This is a genomic window from Mycobacterium sp. 94-17 (assembly GCF_035617725.1).
GTDB lineage: Bacteria > Actinomycetota > Actinomycetes > Mycobacteriales > Mycobacteriaceae > Mycobacterium.
The window spans coordinates 110505-126361 of record NZ_JAPIYN010000008.1; the positions used below are offsets into that span (position 1 = coordinate 110505).

The window sequence follows — 15857 nt, forward strand, 5'->3', positions numbered from 1 at the left end:
GACATCAGAATATAAGATGGAAGGTATCGATGACGGCGTCTGACGTAAAACCCGACGTAACCGATGAGCAGCTCGCGCGGATCCCTCGGATAGTCGACCTCGACGCCCATCTGGTGGAGCCACCCGATCTGTGGTCGAGCAGACTGCCCGCCAAGTACAAGGAGATCGGGCCCCGTGTCGAGTACCTGCCGATGGGCAAGCCTCGTTTGGACGGCGGGAACTATATCGAAGAGCCCGGCACTGAGGGAAAGCCGATCGCGTGGTGGTTCTACGAAGATCACAAGTACTCGGTAAAGCGTCTGATCGCAGCGGCAGGATTCTCGGCTGACGAGATCTCGTTGGACGGCGTCACGATGGATGAGATGCGCCCCGGCTGCTGGAAGCCACAAGACCGCATCGCCGACATGGATCTCAACGGCGTCGAAGCTCAAATGTGCTTTCCGAATTATCCGCGCTTCTGCGGCCAGCTGTTCATGCGTGGCAAGGACAAGGAGCTGTCGCTGCTGTGTGTGAAGGCCTACAACGACTTTCAGGTCGAGGAGTGGGCGGGGGAGAGCGATGGCAGGTTGATTCCGCTATGTCTGATACCGCTGTGGGACGTCGGCCTGGCGGCCGAGGAGGTGCGCAGAAATGCCGCGCGCGGCGTCAAAGCCGTCGCGTTCAGTGAAATTCCCCCCTATCTCGGGTTGCCGTCGATCTACAGCGGTTACTGGGATCCGTTCTTCCAGGCGTGCGACGAGACGGGCACCGTCGTGTGCTGCCACATCGGATCGGGCACCAAGACACCGCAGACCTCCCCCGACGCCCCCGAAGCCGTGGCAGGCACCATCATCTTCGGCAACAGCGTTGGAGCGATGGCCGACTACCTGTACTCGGGGATCTTCGCGCGTTACCCCAACTTGAAGGTGCTTTTCGCAGAGGCCCAAATCGGCTGGATTCCCTACCTTCTCGAGCGCATCGATGACGTCTGGGAGACACACCGCGGCTGGAGCCGCAGTCATGAGTTCACCGCCGAACGGCCGTCGTCGTATTACTACGAGCACATCTTCAGCACGTTTTTCAAAGACGCGATCGGCATCAAGATGCTCGCCGAGGTCGGCGAAAGCAACGCGATCTTCGAAACCGACTATCCGCACCAGGACGGCACCTGGCCGTACTCCCGCGAGCAGGCCGCTGAGCAGTTCGGCCATCTTCGGCAAGATCAGATCGACAAGCTGGCGCGCGGCAACGCGATCCGCCTGCTCGAGCTCAAACTCTGACCGATTCGGTCGATCGAAAGGCAACCAGATGACGACCAGTCAAACCACCGTGCGGCCACGCTACGAGGTCGATCTGGACCACCACGGTCAGCGGTTCCGCGACGAGCGCCCCGAGGTGTTCAAAGAGCTATTCGCGACGGGCCGAGAGATGGTGTGGTCCAGGGTAAACGGCGGATATTGGATGGCCTTCGGCTACGACGCCGTCTATGAGATCGCCCACGACACCGACCTGTTCAGCTCGGCGTGGGGCCCTCGCAAGGGGGTGCCTCAGGTGGCGACCGTGGCACCGCTGATCCCGCTGGACTACGACCCGCCGCAGGTCGGCGAATACCGCAAACTTACGCTGCCCGCCCTCTCGCCTGGGCAGGCCAAGAAGAGCACCGATTCGCTGGAGGCCACCGCGCACGAGTTGGTCGACAAGTTCATCGAAAGCGGGAAAGCCGACCTGATCGAGGATTTGGCGACGCCGCTGCCCGCCATCATGATCCTGCGCAAGCTCGGGTGGGACGAAAGCCGGTGGCCGGAGTGGATCGAGTGGACCCACACCACGATGCACGACAGAATGGCCGACCCGGACAAGACGTACCGGGCGTTCATGAAGATGAACGAGCAGATCGGCGTCGAGCTGGCCAAACGCCGGGAGAAGCGCACAGACGACCTGACAAGCCACATGATGTACACCGAAACGGAAACCGGCAGGCTGCTCACCGACGATGAACTCGGCAATTACGCAACCCTGTTGCTTCTGGGCGGTATGGACACCACCAGCGGGCTGACCGGCAGTGCGTTCGTTCACCTCGCGCAGAATCCGCAGCTGCGCCAGCAGCTGATCGACCATCCCGAGCGGCTGCCCGACGCGGTCGAAGAGTTCTTGCGGCACGACAGCCCGCTGATGGGTCTGTTCCGCCACGTAACGCGTGACACGGTGTTTCGCGGCGAGCAACTGCGTGAGGGTGATCGCATCGTGCTGTTCTTCCCCGCGGCGGGATGGGATCCGAATAGGTTCCCAGAGCCCGAAGACGTGCGGCTGGATCGAGGAGCCAACCGGCACTTCGCATTCGGGGTCGGCACCCATCGCTGCCTGGGGTCGAACTACGCACGCGTGCTCAACGAGATCATGTTGAAGGTGGTCTTGGAACGGCTTCCGGACTACCGGATGCTGGGACCGGTCGACCGCTTCGAGGATGGCGGCGATATATACGCGGTTCGAAGTCTGCCGGTGGAATTCACATCCGGCCCGAAGATCGCGGCCGGACCGTGAAATTACACGTCGATCCGGGATTGTGTCAGGGGCATGCGCGTTGCCTGATGTTAGTTCCCGAAGCCTTCGATTTCGATGACGAAAACGACTTGGCGGTCGTCAAGTCCGAGAACATCGACTCGGTGCCGAAAGATCGGCTCGAGCACGCCGTTGAGTCCTGCCCCGAACGCGCCATCATTTGGGCGACATCAGATTAGAGAGGACGCAGCATGACCCAGACTCCGACCGCTGTCAGCGAGAGCAGAATGCTCATTGGCGGCGAACTCGTCGATGCGGCAAGCGGAAAGACCTTCGACAATGTCAATCCAGCGACCGAGGAGACGATCGGGCAGGTAGCCGACGCCGATGCGACCGACATGCAGCGAGCGATCGACGCTGCGCGCACCGCCTTCGACAGCACGGACTGGTCGACCAACCGACCGTTTCGCATCAGGTGCCTACAGCAGCTGCAGGCTGCCCTGGAGTCTGAACGCGAGGAGTTGCGTACCGAGCTTGTCGCCGAGTCCGGGTCGCCGGTGATGCTCACCTACGGCGGTCAGATTGACGGCCCGATCGACGACAACATCCAGTGGCCGATCAAAATGATCGGCGAATTCGCCTGGGAGCGTGAGCTTCCGCCCGCCACCCTGTACGGCGTCAACAGTGGCCGTCGAGTGTGGAAGGAGGCGATGGGCGTCGTCGGCGCGATTGTTCCGTGGAATTTCCCGTTTGATCTCGCCACCTTGAAGATCGGCCAGATCCTGGCCACGGGTAACGCGATGATTCTCAAACCAGCGCCGGATACCCCGTTCAATGCGACGCGAATCGGACGGCTGATCGCTGCGAAGACCGACATTCCCCCGGGGGTCTTCAATGTGGTGACCTCATCGGACCATCTCGTCGGCGAGGAACTCACTCTTTCGCCGAAAGTGGACATGATCTCGTTCACCGGGTCCAGTGCAACGGGAAAGCGGATTGTCGAAAAGGGTGCGCCTACGATGAAACGCGTGGTGCTCGAACTCGGCGGTAAGTCCGCGGGCGTGTTCCTCGATGACGCCGACCTGGCAGCGGCGCTACCCCAAGCCGGCATGGCCAGCTGCACCCACGGTGGTCAGTTCTGCGCCAACCAATCTCGCATCCTGGTGCCGCGCGCCAGACTCGAGGAGGCCACCGCACTTCTGGCCGAAGCGATGAAGAACGTGCCCTACGGCGACCCCACCGACCCGAACATGATGATGGGCCCGCAGATCAGCGCCAAGCAACGTCAGCGAGTGTTGGACTACATCGACATCGGCAAGTCGGAGGGCGCCGAGTTGGTGCTGGGTGGCGGTAAGCCCCCGCACCTGCCTAAGGGGTGGTTTGTCGAACCGACACTGTTCACCAACGTCGACAATGCAATGCGCATCGCCCAAGAGGAGATCTTCGGCCCGGTGTTGTGTGTGATTCCCTACGACGACGAGGATCATGCCGCAAAGATCGCCAACGACAGCCAATACGGTTTGTCCGGCGGTGTGGTGTCGGCGTCGCAGGATCGGGCATTCGAGTTCGCGCGCAAGCTGCGGACAGGCACCGTCGGGATCAATGGCGGTATCTTCTACGCCCCGGATGCGCCCTACGGGGGCTACAAGTCCAGCGGCATCGGCCGCCAGGGCGGCCCAGAGGGGTTCGACACCTACCTGGAGACCAAAACGGTGGCCTGGAACTTGAGCTGATCGGCCTCAACCGTTGCGCCCACACGCAAAACTGCTCGGGTGCAACGGTTTGCCGGATCAGCGGGCGTGCGGCTCGGTGGCATCAAGCAACGTCGGGTCCGCCCGCAGTTCGGCGCGGACCATTGCCTCCCAGAATCCGAGGAACCCGTTGCCGTCGGAGTTGCGGAACATTTCACTGAACCATGCCGGCAGGGGTGAGTCGAGCTCCGCGCCGGCCGCGCGGACGCACCATGCGTGACGACAACGCTGCTCGAGTGCGACCGCACGCTGGTGCACGGCTCGCACCGTGGACCCAAGCACGAAGACCCCGTGGCCGGCCAGCAGAGCCATGTCCGCGCTTCCCATCGACGCCACAGTGCTGCGCGCGGCCACGGCGTTGTCGACAGATCCAGCGTATTCGTCCACCAGAACGAGTTCGCCGCCGCCAAGGCTGGAGCTCTGGTCCAGCGCGGGTGGGATCTCGCGCATATCGCTCCACACTGTTCCCCAATGGGGGTGATTGTGCATCGCCACCCGTACGTCATCGCGGGCACGGTGCAATTCCAGGTGCAGCGGAATGCCCAGTGGTACTGGCCAATCACCCTCCACCACAGCGCCGTTGAGGTCGATCCGGATCACGTCGGATGGGCGCAGCTCATCCCAGGTCAGCAGCCAGGGGCTGCACAGTAGGGTCCCGTCACCGAGGCTGACGGTGATGTGCCCGGCGAGGTGGTCGTTGTAGCCTTCGCGCCACAGTGCGCGCGCCAGTAGAACGAGTTCTTCTCGGGGTGTCAGGTCCGGGATCAGCTTGTCGGCGGTAGGGGCGAAATGCATGGCTTCCTCATCGTCAAAGTCAGCGCGGCAGAACAACGTCGGGCAGCGGGCAACGGTAGAGCTTCGCGGCGTTGCCGCTGCACATCATCCGCAGCTCGTCGGTGGGTAGGTCGCCCCAATAGCGCTCGATGACCGCTTGGGTGTCGGGCCAGGTGCCGTCGCCGTGGGGATAGTCGGTTTCGATCATGATGTTCTCGACGCCGATGACGTGGCGTGCCGCGATCGTGGAGGGATCGTCGATGGTGCAGAACCAGAAGTTCCTGCGTAGCACCTCGGCCGGGCGCAGATCCCAGCCCAGCCCGTAGCCGGAGCGGTCCACGATGTTGTCCAGGCGGTCGATGAGCATTGGCACCCATCCGATGCCGCCCTCGCTCATGGCGATCTTGAGGGTCGGGAATTCCAACGGGTATCCGGACCACAGCCACTCGGCGCACGCGCCCAGCGAGAGTTGACCGAACATCGTGGCGCACAGTTGCAACATCGGTGAGCCAGCCGGGGCCGGATACCCGCCCGAGCTGCCGACGTGAAGCGAAATCACGGTGTCGGTGTCCACACACGCTTTGATGATCGGATCCCAGTGCGACCGGTCCCACAGGTTAGGTAGCCCGATGGCGTGGGGGCGCTCGGGCAATGTCACCGATGTGAATCCTCGCGCGGCATTGCGGTGGATCTCTCTGGCGGCCTCCGTAGGATCAGTGAGGTAGACCAGCGCGCACGGGATGATTCGCTGCGGATACTCCTGGAACCACTCGGTCCACAGCCAGTCGTTCCAGGCTCTGACCGCGGCCTTGCCGACCTCGATGTCCTTGGCGTGAGCGAATACCCGACCACAGAACCCGGTGATCATCGACGGGAAGTTGAGCATCGCCCAAATGCCACCGAGGTCCATGTCCGCGACCCGCGCATGCACGTCGTAACAGCCCGGACGCATCTGGTCGAACCGCAACGGTTCGAGCTTGACCGTTTCGGGTCGCCGCCCGGCAACCGCATTCATCCCGACCTGGGAATAGATCTCGCCCTCGAACTCCCACACTTCGGCCCCGTTGGGACCCGCGATGATGCGTGGAGCCCGGGACCGTAGGTCGGCCGGCATGTACGTGTCGAAGAGGTGCGGCGGTTCGACCACATGATCATCGACGGAAATGATCGTGTACCTGACCTCGCGCGGCGACGGGTCGGGCAGGAACAACTCCGAATCAAGTGCCGTCATCGTGGCAGCTCCTCCTGGTTTCAGCGGATCAAAATGACGCCGAATTCGCTTGCGAGAGAATGGCTCTGGATCGCTGCCAGCCAGCGACACCGGAAAGGCCGCGACGGTACACCCGCCGCGGAGACCGCCGGTCGTTGCGCGCTGGGCTGGGCGTCGATGCATCACGTCGTAGTACTGTTCCTCCGTGCTGAGGTTTTCACCGGCTCAGTGGCCGATGTTGGCTGTCGCCTCGCCGGCAGTCTGCTTGAGGATGGCGCCGCCGTCGACACGAATCTGCTGGCCCGTCACGAAGCGAGATTCGTTGGACGCCAACATCACTACTATGGCGGAGATGTCATGGGGTTCCACCCACGGTATCGGCATCGCCTGGAACGTGACGAAGGCAGGTTCGGCGTCTTCACGTGTCGGATTCTCCAGATCGGGGCGGAATCCAGCGTACATGTCGTCGTTGTGCAGGAGCCGGGTGTTGCAGTTGGTCGGATGCACGCAGTTGACGCGGATCATCCACGGCGCCAACTGCAGGGCCAGCTCCGTGGTGTATTCGATCAGCACCCGTTTGGCCCAGCCGTAACCCGCCGCGCCGGGACCCATCTTGGGGTTATCGGTGGTGTTGGGAATCATGGCCGCGGTCGACCCGGTCATGATGATCGACCCGTACTCCCGCAGGTGGGGGATCGCCAGACCCACTGTGTTGAGCACGCCGACCAGATCGACGTTCACGGCGTCGGTGAAGTCGTTGGGTTGCGGGTCGTCCATCGCCGTCGGGAAGATGCCGGCGTTGGCCACCACCACGTCGAGCTTTCCGAACTCCTGTAGTCCATCTTCCAGAGCGCGGCGCAGCTCGGACAGGTCGCGAACGTCGGCCTGGCGGCTGACGATCCGCTGCCCGGTTTCCTTCACCAACCGTTCCGTCTCGGCGAGGTCCTCCGGGGATGCCAGCTCGTAATTCACCGAGTCGATGTCATGGCAGATGTCGACTGCGATGATGTCGGCGCCCTCTTCGGCGAGGCGAACCGCGTGGCTGCGTCCCTGCCCTCGTCCCGCACCGGTGATGAATGCAACCCGACCATCACACCTGCCCATGAACCTCTCCTCGTTCGCCGTTATGCATCAATGTTATATATCTTTAGTATGGCTGTGAAGTCAGCTGCACGTTCCGGCTGGCCATACTTTTGCGATAATATGTATGATCGCAGGTCACGCAGCTGCGAGGGAGGTCGACGCTGACCGGACAGGGCCCCCCGACGCGAGATGCGTGCGCCATCGTCGGCGTCGGGCAGACGGAATACACCCGCGGAACCACCAAATCCAGCCTGGAGCTTCACCTTCAAGCCTCTCTGGCCGCCCTCGACGACGCCGGACTCTCTCCCGGTGACGTCGATGCCGTCATGCCCCACGATCTGGCAGGCCGCTGCGCCGAAGAGTTCATGATCAACCTGGGGCTATCTGATCTCGCCTACACCGCGGCATTTCGGACTGGCGGCGCAAGCTTTGGCTCAGCGGTCCAAAGCGCGTGTCTTGCAGTAGCCGCCGGGGTGGCGAAATGCGTGTTGCTACCTGCGGGCAGGCGCGGTTACACCGATCAGCGGGTGTCGACGCACGCCGCGGCCATGCCGCCCGCGCTTGCGACGATCGCGGAGTTCGAACGGCCCTACGGCAGCTTGGTCGCCGCGCAGTGGTTCGCTCAGGCCGCGATGCGGCACATGCACGAATTCGGCACGACCAGCGAGCAATTCGGGCGTATCGCCGTCGCGTGCCGTCGGCACGCCAACCTGAACCCGAACGCGATCATGGCCGCGCGCCCGATGACGCTTGCCGATCATGCCGCTTCCCCGCTGATCACCACACCGTTTCGGATGTTCGACTGTGCGCTGGAATCCGACGGCGCCGGCGCCATCGTGATCACCACCGCACAGCGCGCACCCGACCTCGCCAAGCCCCCGGTGTACATCGGCGGTTTCGGCGAGGGCCACGGCAACCCGCCGACCTCCATCACCCAGAAGCACGAGATGACGTTGATCGAGGGCATGGCCTCAGCCGGGCGGCGTGCGTTCGCGATGGCTGGTCTGGAGCCTGCCGATATTGACTGTGCACAGCTCTACGACGGCTTCACCTGGTTCGTGCTGGGCACGCTGGAGGCCCTCGGTTTTTGCGCCCGCGGCGAGGGCGGGCCGTTCGTGGAGGAAGGACACATCGAATTGGGCGGATCGTTGCCGGTGAACACGCACGGCGGGCTGCTGTCCGAAGCCCACGTCTCGGGCGTCAACCATTTCATCGAAGCGATTCGACAATTGCGCCGAGAAGTACCGGCGGAACGTCAGGTGCCCGGGTGTGAGACGGCCCTGGTCAGCAACGAGGGCGACATGCACGAAGGTGCCGTCGTGATTCTGCATCGATGACCGGCAACGGTGGGCGACCGTTTGTTGCCGCGTCGGCACTCAGCGAGGGATTCTGGGCAGCCGCCGCAGAGAACCGCCTGGTCGTGCAGCGCTGCGATGAGTGCGCCACCCTCCGGCACTACCCGCAATTTCTGTGTCCGCGGTGTCGCAGCGCGGCGTGGAACTGGGCCGAGATGTCCGGCAGAGGGGTGGTGTACTCGTTCACCGTCAGCCATCGCGCGTTCGCGCCAGCGTGGGCCGATCGCGTGCCCTATGTCATCGCCACCGTCGAACTCGACGAGGGCGTGCGCATGGTCAGCGATCTTCCGCCCGAGGATCTCGACGCCGTCGCGATCGGGCGGGCCGTCCAGGTGTTCTTCGACCACACCGGAGCGGTGAGTCTGCCGCGATTCCGGCTGGTCCGCGAGGATCAATCGTGAAGGGCCGCCGCCGCGGCGCGCATCGCGGCGGATCTGCCGATCTCCTGGCCGGCCCACATCGCGGCTTTGATCGCGGCCGCCATGCGCGGGTCTTGTGCGGCAATGCATTCGGCGATCCATTGTGCCCGCGCATGCAGCTCGGCGGGATCGACAACCTCACTGACCAAGCCGACCTGTCGCGCCCGGTCGGCGCTCAGATACTCGTGGCGCCCGATGAGCGCCAACCGACTCGCGACGGTGGCGGGTATCCGTCGGGTCAGACCGACTGCTTCCCAGGCGCTGGCCTGTCCGACGCTGACGTGCGGGTCGATGAATCGTGCGTTCGAGCTGGCGATCACGACGTCGGCGTCGACAACGAAGTGCAGCCCGCCACCGGCGCAGGTACCGTTGACCGCCGCCACCACCGGGGTGCGCACACCGAGGTGCCAACCCGTGATTTCCAGCCGTGCCTCCCGTGTTTGGCGGGTTGCGCGACGGAGGCTGTCGGGCTGACGGGCCAGGGCGCCCATGTCCAGCCCGGTGTGGAAGTGCTTGCCGGACCCGGTGACGACAATCGCGCGCACGTCGGGGTCGGCGTCGAGCCGACGCCACACCTGGGGCAGCGCCTGGAACATGGCCGCGTTGATCGCGTTGCCCGACGCCGGCCGATTGAAAATGAGCCATCCGACGCCCGCGCTGACTTCGACGCGCAGGCTGTCGTTGTCCGCGGGGGCCTCGTCGGCGGGGACCATCTGGTTCGCCTGTCCAAGTCTGGGATTCGTCCTACAACATATAAGATCTCTTTGCAACATATAAGATACGTAAAGAAACACCTGAAGTCGATAGGGGCGCCGTACGCGTGTACAGACATTTGATCGTCAAACGGGAGGGACCCGTTGGGTGGCTGATCAACAACCGCCCTGAGCGGCTCAACGCCATGAACAACGGGATGCGCGACGAACTGGCCGACGCCTGGCTCGAACTCGACCATGACCCCGCCGTGCGCGTGATCGTCCACACGGGGGAGGGCCGCGCGTTTCAGACGGGCGTCGACGTAGCAGAGATCGCCACCGACGGCGAGGGGATGCAGCGCTACGAGGGCCAGATGTTGGGCTTCACTACGCATTTCACGTCGTGGCACCAAAACGTCCGCAAGCCCGTGATTGCGGCCGTCAACGGCTTGTGTTGCGGAGGCGGGCTGCACTTCGTCGCCGACGCTGACATCGTCGTGGCCGCCTCGGACGCGCAGTTCTTCGACCCTCATGTGTCAGTCGGGCAAGTCAGCGCAGTCGAGGTGATCGGGTTGGCGCGCAAGATGCCGTTCGAGGCCGTGATGCGCATGGCGCTGCTCGGACGCTACGAGCGGATGAGCGCCCAACGCGCCTACGAGCTCGGGATGCTCAGCCAGGTCGTCGATCCGCCTGAGCGCCTGCGCGAGGAGGTGCAGGTACTCGCCGAGACGATCGCCAAGAACTCACCCACGGCGATGGTGGCCACGAAGAAGGCGCTGTGGGCAGCACTGGAATCGGGCCTGACCGACGCGTGCCGTGTCGGCGCGCAACATTTGATCGGGGTGTGGGGTCACCCCGATCAAGACGAGGGGCCACTCGCGTTCGTGGAGAAGCGCGAGGCGGCCTGGCAGGAATTGAATTAGGCGCTATCGGTCCTTCGAGTACAACGCCGCCGAGAAGGCGCTTCGGGCGTTGACGCGCACCGCGGCCCGGATGGGCACCGACCGGCGTGACGGTCAACGCCGTCTGTCCACAAGGCCGGAGCCGGGCCTACCGGCAGATGATGAACGTATGTCCCGACCTCGAGCGTATGGCTGCGGCGTCGGTGCCGACGGGTGCCCGACCTCGATGCCGCCGCGTCAGGAACCCGTGGGTGACAGCAGTTTGGTCTGCACTTGGGTGTCGCTGCTGGAGGTCAGTGTGCTGTTGCGGGTCGCGCTGAGGTGGGCCGCCGACAGTGCCATCGCGCGCTCGGCATCGCCGTTGTCGACCGCCTCGAGAATCTTCTCGTGATCGCGCAGCGCGCGTAGCCGCGTGCGCATGGCCATCGGAGCGTCAGCGTCGGTACCGTCCGGAGTCTCGGCTTCTCGCCACACCGAGGACTCGTGGGCTGACCAGATCGCTTCAAGGGCTCCGACCATCACGGTCATCGTGTCGCTGCCGCAATGAGCGACGATGGCCTCGTGGAACTTTCGGGCGTTGGTGTTGTACTCCTGCGGATCGTCGAAGTCGGCCTCCTGCACTTCGATCGCCGTCCGCAGCGCCGGCACCACCGTCTCGTGGCGGTCTTCGCGCCGTGCGCACATGCCGGCGCAGATCGGCTCGATCTGGGCGAGGGTGCCCGACACGTCGGCCATCGTCGTGCCACGGGCTTGCAGGATCATGCTGATGGTCTGCGCGACGCGCATCGGGGTCGGGAGATGGACAATCGCGCCGCCGACATTGCCGCGGCGCACCGAGATCAACCCCTCGGTCTCCAGGATGCGCATCGCTTCACGCATCGCGGGCAGGCTTACGCGAAACTCGGTGAAGATCTCTTGACGACCCAGCGCGTCACCCTCTTTGAGACGACCGCTGAGGATATCGTCACGCAGTCGGCCGGCGATCATCTCGGCCAGCCGCGGCTGCCGCATCTGTGGCGGTCTCGCGGCACCGTCCGTCATCGGGGTGGCCGCCCGCGCGCGGCCACTGACGACCCCTTCTGCCTTATCATTGATATGAATGCTAGCAGGTGGCGGCAGCCGACCGCGCAGTCCGGCCGGATCATGCGTCTTTCGTCGACGCAGCATCTACGGTGTTTTGCCGATGCGATCCGCGGTGTGTCGAAGGGTTTCGCGTTGGGAAAGCTCAGGGTCGGTCGCGCTGTACCAAGCTAAGAGCGCCGGTAGGACAGTCGTCGACGGCCGCACGCACCGCCTGCGGGTCCAGATCGACGTCACCGACGACTTCGACGTGACGTTTCTTGCCGAGGCGAAAGACTTCTGGTGCCGCGTAGACACACGCACCGGAAGCCATGCACCGCCCGGTGTCGACCTCCACGTAGGAGTCCGTACCGTCGCTCATGCCGATGTCCGAATCTTCATCGTGGTGATGCGGCGGGAGTTGAAGTGCATACGGTCGCGCTCGACGGCGCCCACCAGTTCGGCGGAATCACCGAAGCGCCGTTCGAATTCTTCGATCACGAGCTTGGTCTGCGCCTTGACGAGATTCAAACCGATGCATAGGTGCGGTCCTACGCCGAAGACCGGCGTACCGGCCTGGTTGCGGGTGATGTCGAATATCTCCGGATTCTGCCAGTGGGACTCGTCGTAGAGTGCGACGGCGACCAGCGGCATCACGAAGTCGCCCTTGGCGATCGGCTGTCCGCCGAACTCGAAGTCCTCGCGCGCGAAGCGCGGAATCCCACCGAACTTTCCCAGCGCCGACCACCGGAGGACTTCTAGCACCGTGTTCTCCATCAGCTCGGGGCGCTGCCGCAGCAGCTCCCGCTGCTCGGGATGGCTGAGCAGGGCATACAGGGCCACCGTGTGCAGGTCCACCGCAGTGTCCGCGCCAGCGGTCACCAACGACATGAGCACCGCGAGGATCTCGGTGTCGAGCAACTTGTCGCCGTCTATTTCTGCGCTGACGAGGTGGCCGATGAAGTCGTCGCCGGGCTGCCGATCTGCCCGCCGCTGCTGGATCAGGTCAAGCAGGTAGTTCAGGCCCGGCAGGGCGTCTGTCATAAAGGTCTCACGATCGGCGGCGTACATCGGGTTGGAGACGCGAACCAAGTTCCACGCCATCACCTCTTCGACCATGCTCTTCGCATCGTTGGGGATCCCGATCAAAGCCGAGATCGCCCGGATGGGGACCACCGTCGATATCGCGTCGGGGACGTTGAACTCGGTCGGATCCTCGATCGCGTCGAAGACGCCGCGGACGGCCTCACCGATGCGGTGTTCGATCTGGTCGGTGACACGGCGGGAGAACGCGGGCGCGGTGAGCCGGCGGATCCGCTGGTGGCGCTGACCGGACAGCGAGATCATCGAGAGCGCTTCGACGCGTTCGAACAGATTCAACTGATCGGCTGGTTTCGCGGGTGGCCCCTGCCACAGCCGCCAGTCGGTCATCGCGGTGGTGTAGCGGTCGTCGCGAAGCGCTTCGGTGACGAGGTCATGCGGCGAGATCATCCACGCGTTGATGTCGGTGTGGTAGGCGACTGGGAACTCGGTGAGCATGCGACGGAAGACTGGGACCGGATCGTCGACGAAGCTTTGGGAGTATGGGTCATAGATGGAAAAGTCGACTTCGGTTCGACTGGCCAACGTTTCGGGCTGCATTGCCATGGTTGCTCCTCACACGCGCGAACGTGCTCGTCGGGCTGGATTATGCGCGCCACGCGGTCACACCGCGGCTCGATCCTTGTAGTAGATGACGGTTTTGAGCTCAGCGAACTCGTCGAGTCCGATCTGTCCCCCGACGCGACCGAGGCCGCTCGATTTGCAGCCCCCGAACGGTACGTCGGGTGCGACGTCGGCGTGGGCGTTGACCAGGACGGTGCCGGCCTGCAGCCGACGTGCCACTTGTTGCGCCGCTTGCACATCGCGGCTCCACACCGAGCCGGCCAGTCCGTAGTCGGTGTCGTTGGCGATGCGAATGGCCTCGTCGATGTCGGTGAACGGGACGATCGGCAGTGCAGGGCCGAACTGCTCTTCATCGAACAGGCGGGTGCCGGGGCCTGCTCCGGTGACGATGGTTGGGGGATAGTAGTAGCCCACCCCGGTCGGCGCCCCGCCGCTGTGCGCTTTTGCCCCGGCCAGCAGGGCTTCGTTGACCAGTTCGCATACACGGTCGAATTGCGGTCGGGTATTCAGGGGCGCGAAGGGTCCTCCCGGGACAACTTCGGTCGCGTTGGCCATCCGGGCCAAGTGCCCGACGATTTCGTCGTAGATCGATTCGTGGACAATCACCCGTTTGATGGCGGCACAACCCTGTCCGCTGAGCACGAAAGCATTTCCGAAGAGCAAGGGAGCGACCTCGGCCGGGTCGGCATCGGCCAACACGATCGCGGCGTCGTTGCCACCGAGTTCGGCGACCACGTGTTTGAGTGCAGCGCCCGCGCAGGCCGCGATCTGCTTGCCTGCGGCCACACTCCCGGTGAATGACACGATGCCGACCTTGGGGTGGGACACCAATGCCTCGCCGATGTCATCGCCGCCCGCGACGATGTTGAGCACGCCCGGCGGCAAAGCGGATTGCCACTTCTCGACCAGCCGCAGCGACGCCAACGGGGTGAACGGTGACGGTTTAGCCACCACAGTGTTGCCCATTTTCAGGGCAGCGCAGACCTCCCCCATCAAGATCAGCACCGGCGCGTTCCACGGCACGATGCACGCCGCCACTCCGATCGGCTCGCGGACCACACTGACGTGTCTGACGTCGTCGTCCTGGATGATATCGATGGGGATGGGTGCGTCGGCCATGTACGACACGTAGTCGCGGCCCATCAGCGGGTGGTATGCCGCGAGCGGGTCGCCCTTTTCCAGGATCGACAGGGCGGCGAGTTCGGGGAGGCACGCCTCGATCATGTCCGCCATCTTGTGCATCGCCGCCCGCCGCGCCTCCGGGTCGGCCGCCCATCCCGGCAGCGCTCGAACTGCGGCCGCAACTGCTCGGTCGACGAGCGCTTGGTCTGCGGCCGGCGCTTGGGCGAACACCTCACCAGTGGCGGGGTTCACCACGTCGAAAGTGGCGCCGCCGCGCACCACCTCGCCGTCGATGACGTGACCGATACTCTCCAGCAACGCCGTCAACTCTTCGCCCTCGAGCGTGTTCTCGACCATCGATCACGACCCTCCTAGGTTGGCTCGCCGCAAGCATAGCGTTTACTATGTCCGCTGTTCTAGGCTGATCTTTTCAGCTCGGTCGAAGTGGGCGACGAGTCAACGAGGAGAACGACGCATGGAGCAATTCGAGGGCAGGGTTGCCGTGATCACCGGCGCCGGCAGCGGCATTGGCCTGGCGGTCAGCCGCGCCTTCGGCAAAGCCGGCGCCAAGGTGGTGATGGCCGACGTGATCGAGGAGCGACTGACCGAGTCCGCGGCGGCACTGACCGACGAAGGCCTTACCGTGCATCCCGTAGTGACCGATGTGGCCGACTTCGACGCGGTGCAGCGCCTTGCCGACGAGGCCTATGACAGGTTCGGCGAGGTGCACGTCGTGCACCTCAATGCCGGGGTCGGTGTGCCTGCGTTCTACTCCGACACCCCTCCGGAGCTGTGGAACCAAATCATCGGCGTCAACCTGTTCGGTGTTGTGTGGGGGATTCTGGCGTTCCTGCCGCGCATGAGCGCCAGTGACATCGATGCCGGCATCATTGTGGCCACGAGTTCGGGTGCCGGCGCCGAGGGGACCAACTGCATGACGCCTGGATACTCCGCCACGAAAATCGCCGTGCTGTCGTTGATGGAGTCATTGTTCGGGACGCTGCGCGACCAGAAGTCCAAGATCCGCGCGGCGGTGTTGATGCCGCCGCTGACCGACACCAAGCTCGCCGGCGACTTCCCCGGGGCGATGCAGTTCGTCGAGGACCTGGTCAAGAATCAGCAAGGCATTCCGACGGCGCTGGTGGGACCGGAGCCCGTTGCCCAGATGCTTCTGGACGGAATTCGCACCAACCGCTTCTTCATTCGCGTTGATACGCAGCGGGACAAGCAATTCTTCGGTGGGTCCCAACCCGTGGAGCAGTTCGCCTGGGCCGAGCAGATGATCCGCGGTCGCGCCGAGGCGATGCTGAGCGACGGCGATCCGTCCAGCTACGCCTATTGACCTAC

At 64.1% G+C, this 15857-nt stretch carries 16 protein-coding genes; 8 read left to right on the forward strand and 8 right to left on the reverse strand.

The window, feature by feature from the left end:
* Positions 1-29 precede the first annotated feature (29 nt).
* Genes OQ789_RS11905 through OQ789_RS11920 form a run of 4 tightly spaced genes read left to right on the forward strand, consistent with a single transcriptional unit; the run spans position 30 to position 4211 of the window.
* A complete protein-coding gene (locus OQ789_RS11905; RefSeq protein ID WP_324685944.1) occupies positions 30-1259 on the forward strand; it encodes an amidohydrolase family protein in 1230 nt (409 codons plus the stop codon).
* A 28-nt stretch (positions 1260-1287) separates the two neighbouring features.
* On the forward strand, positions 1288-2520 hold the full coding sequence (locus OQ789_RS11910) for a cytochrome P450 (RefSeq protein WP_324685946.1): 1233 nt from the start codon (positions 1288-1290) through the stop codon (positions 2518-2520).
* Positions 2517-2717, forward strand: coding sequence for a ferredoxin (locus tag OQ789_RS11915; protein WP_324685948.1), 201 nt, complete (start codon positions 2517-2519; stop codon positions 2715-2717). Before OQ789_RS11910 ends, OQ789_RS11915 begins: the two co-directional genes overlap by 4 nt.
* Positions 2718-2729: 12 nt before the next feature.
* Positions 2730-4211, forward strand: coding sequence for an aldehyde dehydrogenase family protein (locus tag OQ789_RS11920; protein WP_324685949.1), 1482 nt, complete (start codon positions 2730-2732; stop codon positions 4209-4211).
* 57 nt (positions 4212-4268) lie between these two features.
* Here the strand turns inward: OQ789_RS11920 and OQ789_RS11925 are convergent, their stop codons facing one another.
* The 3 genes from OQ789_RS11925 to OQ789_RS11935 form a co-directional block, all read right to left on the reverse strand.
* Positions 4269-5024 (reverse strand): class II aldolase/adducin family protein, encoded by a 756-nt coding sequence (locus OQ789_RS11925; protein ID WP_324685950.1) that lies wholly within the window; start codon positions 5022-5024, stop codon positions 4269-4271.
* Between the two features lie 19 nt (positions 5025-5043).
* Positions 5044-6234 (reverse strand): amidohydrolase family protein, encoded by a 1191-nt coding sequence (locus OQ789_RS11930; protein ID WP_324685952.1) that lies wholly within the window; start codon positions 6232-6234, stop codon positions 5044-5046.
* A 204-nt stretch (positions 6235-6438) separates the two neighbouring features.
* Positions 6439-7317 carry a mycofactocin-coupled SDR family oxidoreductase gene (locus OQ789_RS11935; protein ID WP_324685954.1) on the reverse strand — a complete coding sequence of 293 codons (879 nt, stop codon included), beginning with the start codon at positions 7315-7317 and terminating at the stop codon, positions 6439-6441.
* 464 nt (positions 7318-7781) lie between these two features.
* Between OQ789_RS11935 and OQ789_RS11940 the strand changes: the two genes are divergently transcribed.
* Both OQ789_RS11940 and OQ789_RS11945 read left to right on the forward strand, forming a co-directional pair.
* Positions 7782-8633 (forward strand): thiolase C-terminal domain-containing protein, encoded by an 852-nt coding sequence (locus tag OQ789_RS11940; protein ID WP_324685955.1) that lies wholly within the window; start codon positions 7782-7784, stop codon positions 8631-8633.
* Positions 8630-9052: a Zn-ribbon domain-containing OB-fold protein gene (locus tag OQ789_RS11945; protein WP_324685956.1), complete on the forward strand. Its 423-nt coding sequence runs from the start codon at positions 8630-8632 to the stop codon at positions 9050-9052. The genes OQ789_RS11940 and OQ789_RS11945 overlap by 4 nt, the downstream gene beginning before the upstream one ends.
* Here the strand turns inward: OQ789_RS11945 and OQ789_RS11950 are convergent.
* Complete coding sequence (locus OQ789_RS11950; protein WP_324685957.1) at positions 9043-9783, reverse strand: enoyl-CoA hydratase/isomerase family protein; 741 nt, start codon at positions 9781-9783, stop codon at positions 9043-9045. The genes OQ789_RS11945 and OQ789_RS11950 overlap by 10 nt on opposite strands.
* Before the next feature lie 107 nt (positions 9784-9890).
* Between OQ789_RS11950 and OQ789_RS11955 the strand changes: the two genes are divergently transcribed.
* Complete coding sequence (locus tag OQ789_RS11955; protein ID WP_324685959.1) at positions 9891-10685, forward strand: enoyl-CoA hydratase/isomerase family protein; 795 nt, start codon at positions 9891-9893, stop codon at positions 10683-10685.
* A 216-nt stretch (positions 10686-10901) separates the two neighbouring features.
* Here the strand turns inward: OQ789_RS11955 and OQ789_RS11960 are convergent, their stop codons facing one another.
* The 4 genes from OQ789_RS11960 to OQ789_RS11975 all read right to left on the reverse strand — a co-directional run bounded on the left by OQ789_RS11960 (position 10902) and on the right by OQ789_RS11975 (position 14867).
* Positions 10902-11675: a FadR/GntR family transcriptional regulator gene (locus OQ789_RS11960; RefSeq protein ID WP_324685961.1), complete on the reverse strand. Its 774-nt coding sequence runs from the start codon at positions 11673-11675 to the stop codon at positions 10902-10904.
* 214 nt (positions 11676-11889) lie between these two features.
* Complete coding sequence (locus tag OQ789_RS11965) at positions 11890-12105, reverse strand: ferredoxin (RefSeq protein ID WP_324685963.1); 216 nt, start codon at positions 12103-12105, stop codon at positions 11890-11892.
* On the reverse strand, positions 12102-13370 hold the full coding sequence (locus OQ789_RS11970) for a cytochrome P450 (protein ID WP_324685965.1): 1269 nt from the start codon (positions 13368-13370) through the stop codon (positions 12102-12104). The genes OQ789_RS11965 and OQ789_RS11970 overlap by 4 nt, the downstream gene beginning before the upstream one ends.
* A 57-nt stretch (positions 13371-13427) precedes the next feature.
* Positions 13428-14867, reverse strand: coding sequence for an aldehyde dehydrogenase family protein (locus tag OQ789_RS11975; RefSeq protein WP_324685967.1), 1440 nt, complete (start codon positions 14865-14867; stop codon positions 13428-13430).
* A gap of 118 nt (positions 14868-14985) precedes the next feature.
* On the opposite strand from OQ789_RS11975, the gene OQ789_RS11980 reads away from it, so the two are divergent.
* Positions 14986-15852: an SDR family NAD(P)-dependent oxidoreductase gene (locus OQ789_RS11980; protein ID WP_324685969.1), complete on the forward strand. Its 867-nt coding sequence runs from the start codon at positions 14986-14988 to the stop codon at positions 15850-15852.
* Positions 15853-15857 lie beyond the last annotated feature (5 nt).

What these genes read in the sequence shown, in the direction of transcription:
- OQ789_RS11905 (WP_324685944.1), top strand. Translation starts at nt 30, where the DNA reads ATGACGGCGTCTGACGTAAAACCCGACGTAACCGATGAGCAGCTCGCG.
- OQ789_RS11910 (WP_324685946.1), top strand. Translation starts at nt 1,288, where the DNA reads ATGACGACCAGTCAAACCACCGTGCGGCCACGCTACGAGGTCGATCTG.
- OQ789_RS11920 (WP_324685949.1), top strand. Translation starts at nt 2,730, where the DNA reads ATGACCCAGACTCCGACCGCTGTCAGCGAGAGCAGAATGCTCATTGGC.
- OQ789_RS11925 (WP_324685950.1), bottom strand. Translation starts at nt 5,024, where the DNA reads ATGCATTTCGCCCCTACCGCCGACAAGCTGATCCCGGACCTGACACCC.
- OQ789_RS11930 (WP_324685952.1), bottom strand. Translation starts at nt 6,234, where the DNA reads ATGACGGCACTTGATTCGGAGTTGTTCCTGCCCGACCCGTCGCCGCGC.
- OQ789_RS11935 (WP_324685954.1), bottom strand. Translation starts at nt 7,317, where the DNA reads ATGGGCAGGTGTGATGGTCGGGTTGCATTCATCACCGGTGCGGGACGA.
- OQ789_RS11945 (WP_324685956.1), top strand. Translation starts at nt 8,630, where the DNA reads ATGACCGGCAACGGTGGGCGACCGTTTGTTGCCGCGTCGGCACTCAGC.
- OQ789_RS11950 (WP_324685957.1), bottom strand. Translation starts at nt 9,783, where the DNA reads ATGGTCCCCGCCGACGAGGCCCCCGCGGACAACGACAGCCTGCGCGTC.
- OQ789_RS11960 (WP_324685961.1), bottom strand. Translation starts at nt 11,675, where the DNA reads ATGCGGCAGCCGCGGCTGGCCGAGATGATCGCCGGCCGACTGCGTGAC.
- OQ789_RS11965 (WP_324685963.1), bottom strand. Translation starts at nt 12,105, where the DNA reads ATGAGCGACGGTACGGACTCCTACGTGGAGGTCGACACCGGGCGGTGC.
- OQ789_RS11970 (WP_324685965.1), bottom strand. Translation starts at nt 13,370, where the DNA reads ATGGCAATGCAGCCCGAAACGTTGGCCAGTCGAACCGAAGTCGACTTT.
- OQ789_RS11975 (WP_324685967.1), bottom strand. Translation starts at nt 14,867, where the DNA reads ATGGTCGAGAACACGCTCGAGGGCGAAGAGTTGACGGCGTTGCTGGAG.
- OQ789_RS11980 (WP_324685969.1), top strand. Translation starts at nt 14,986, where the DNA reads ATGGAGCAATTCGAGGGCAGGGTTGCCGTGATCACCGGCGCCGGCAGC.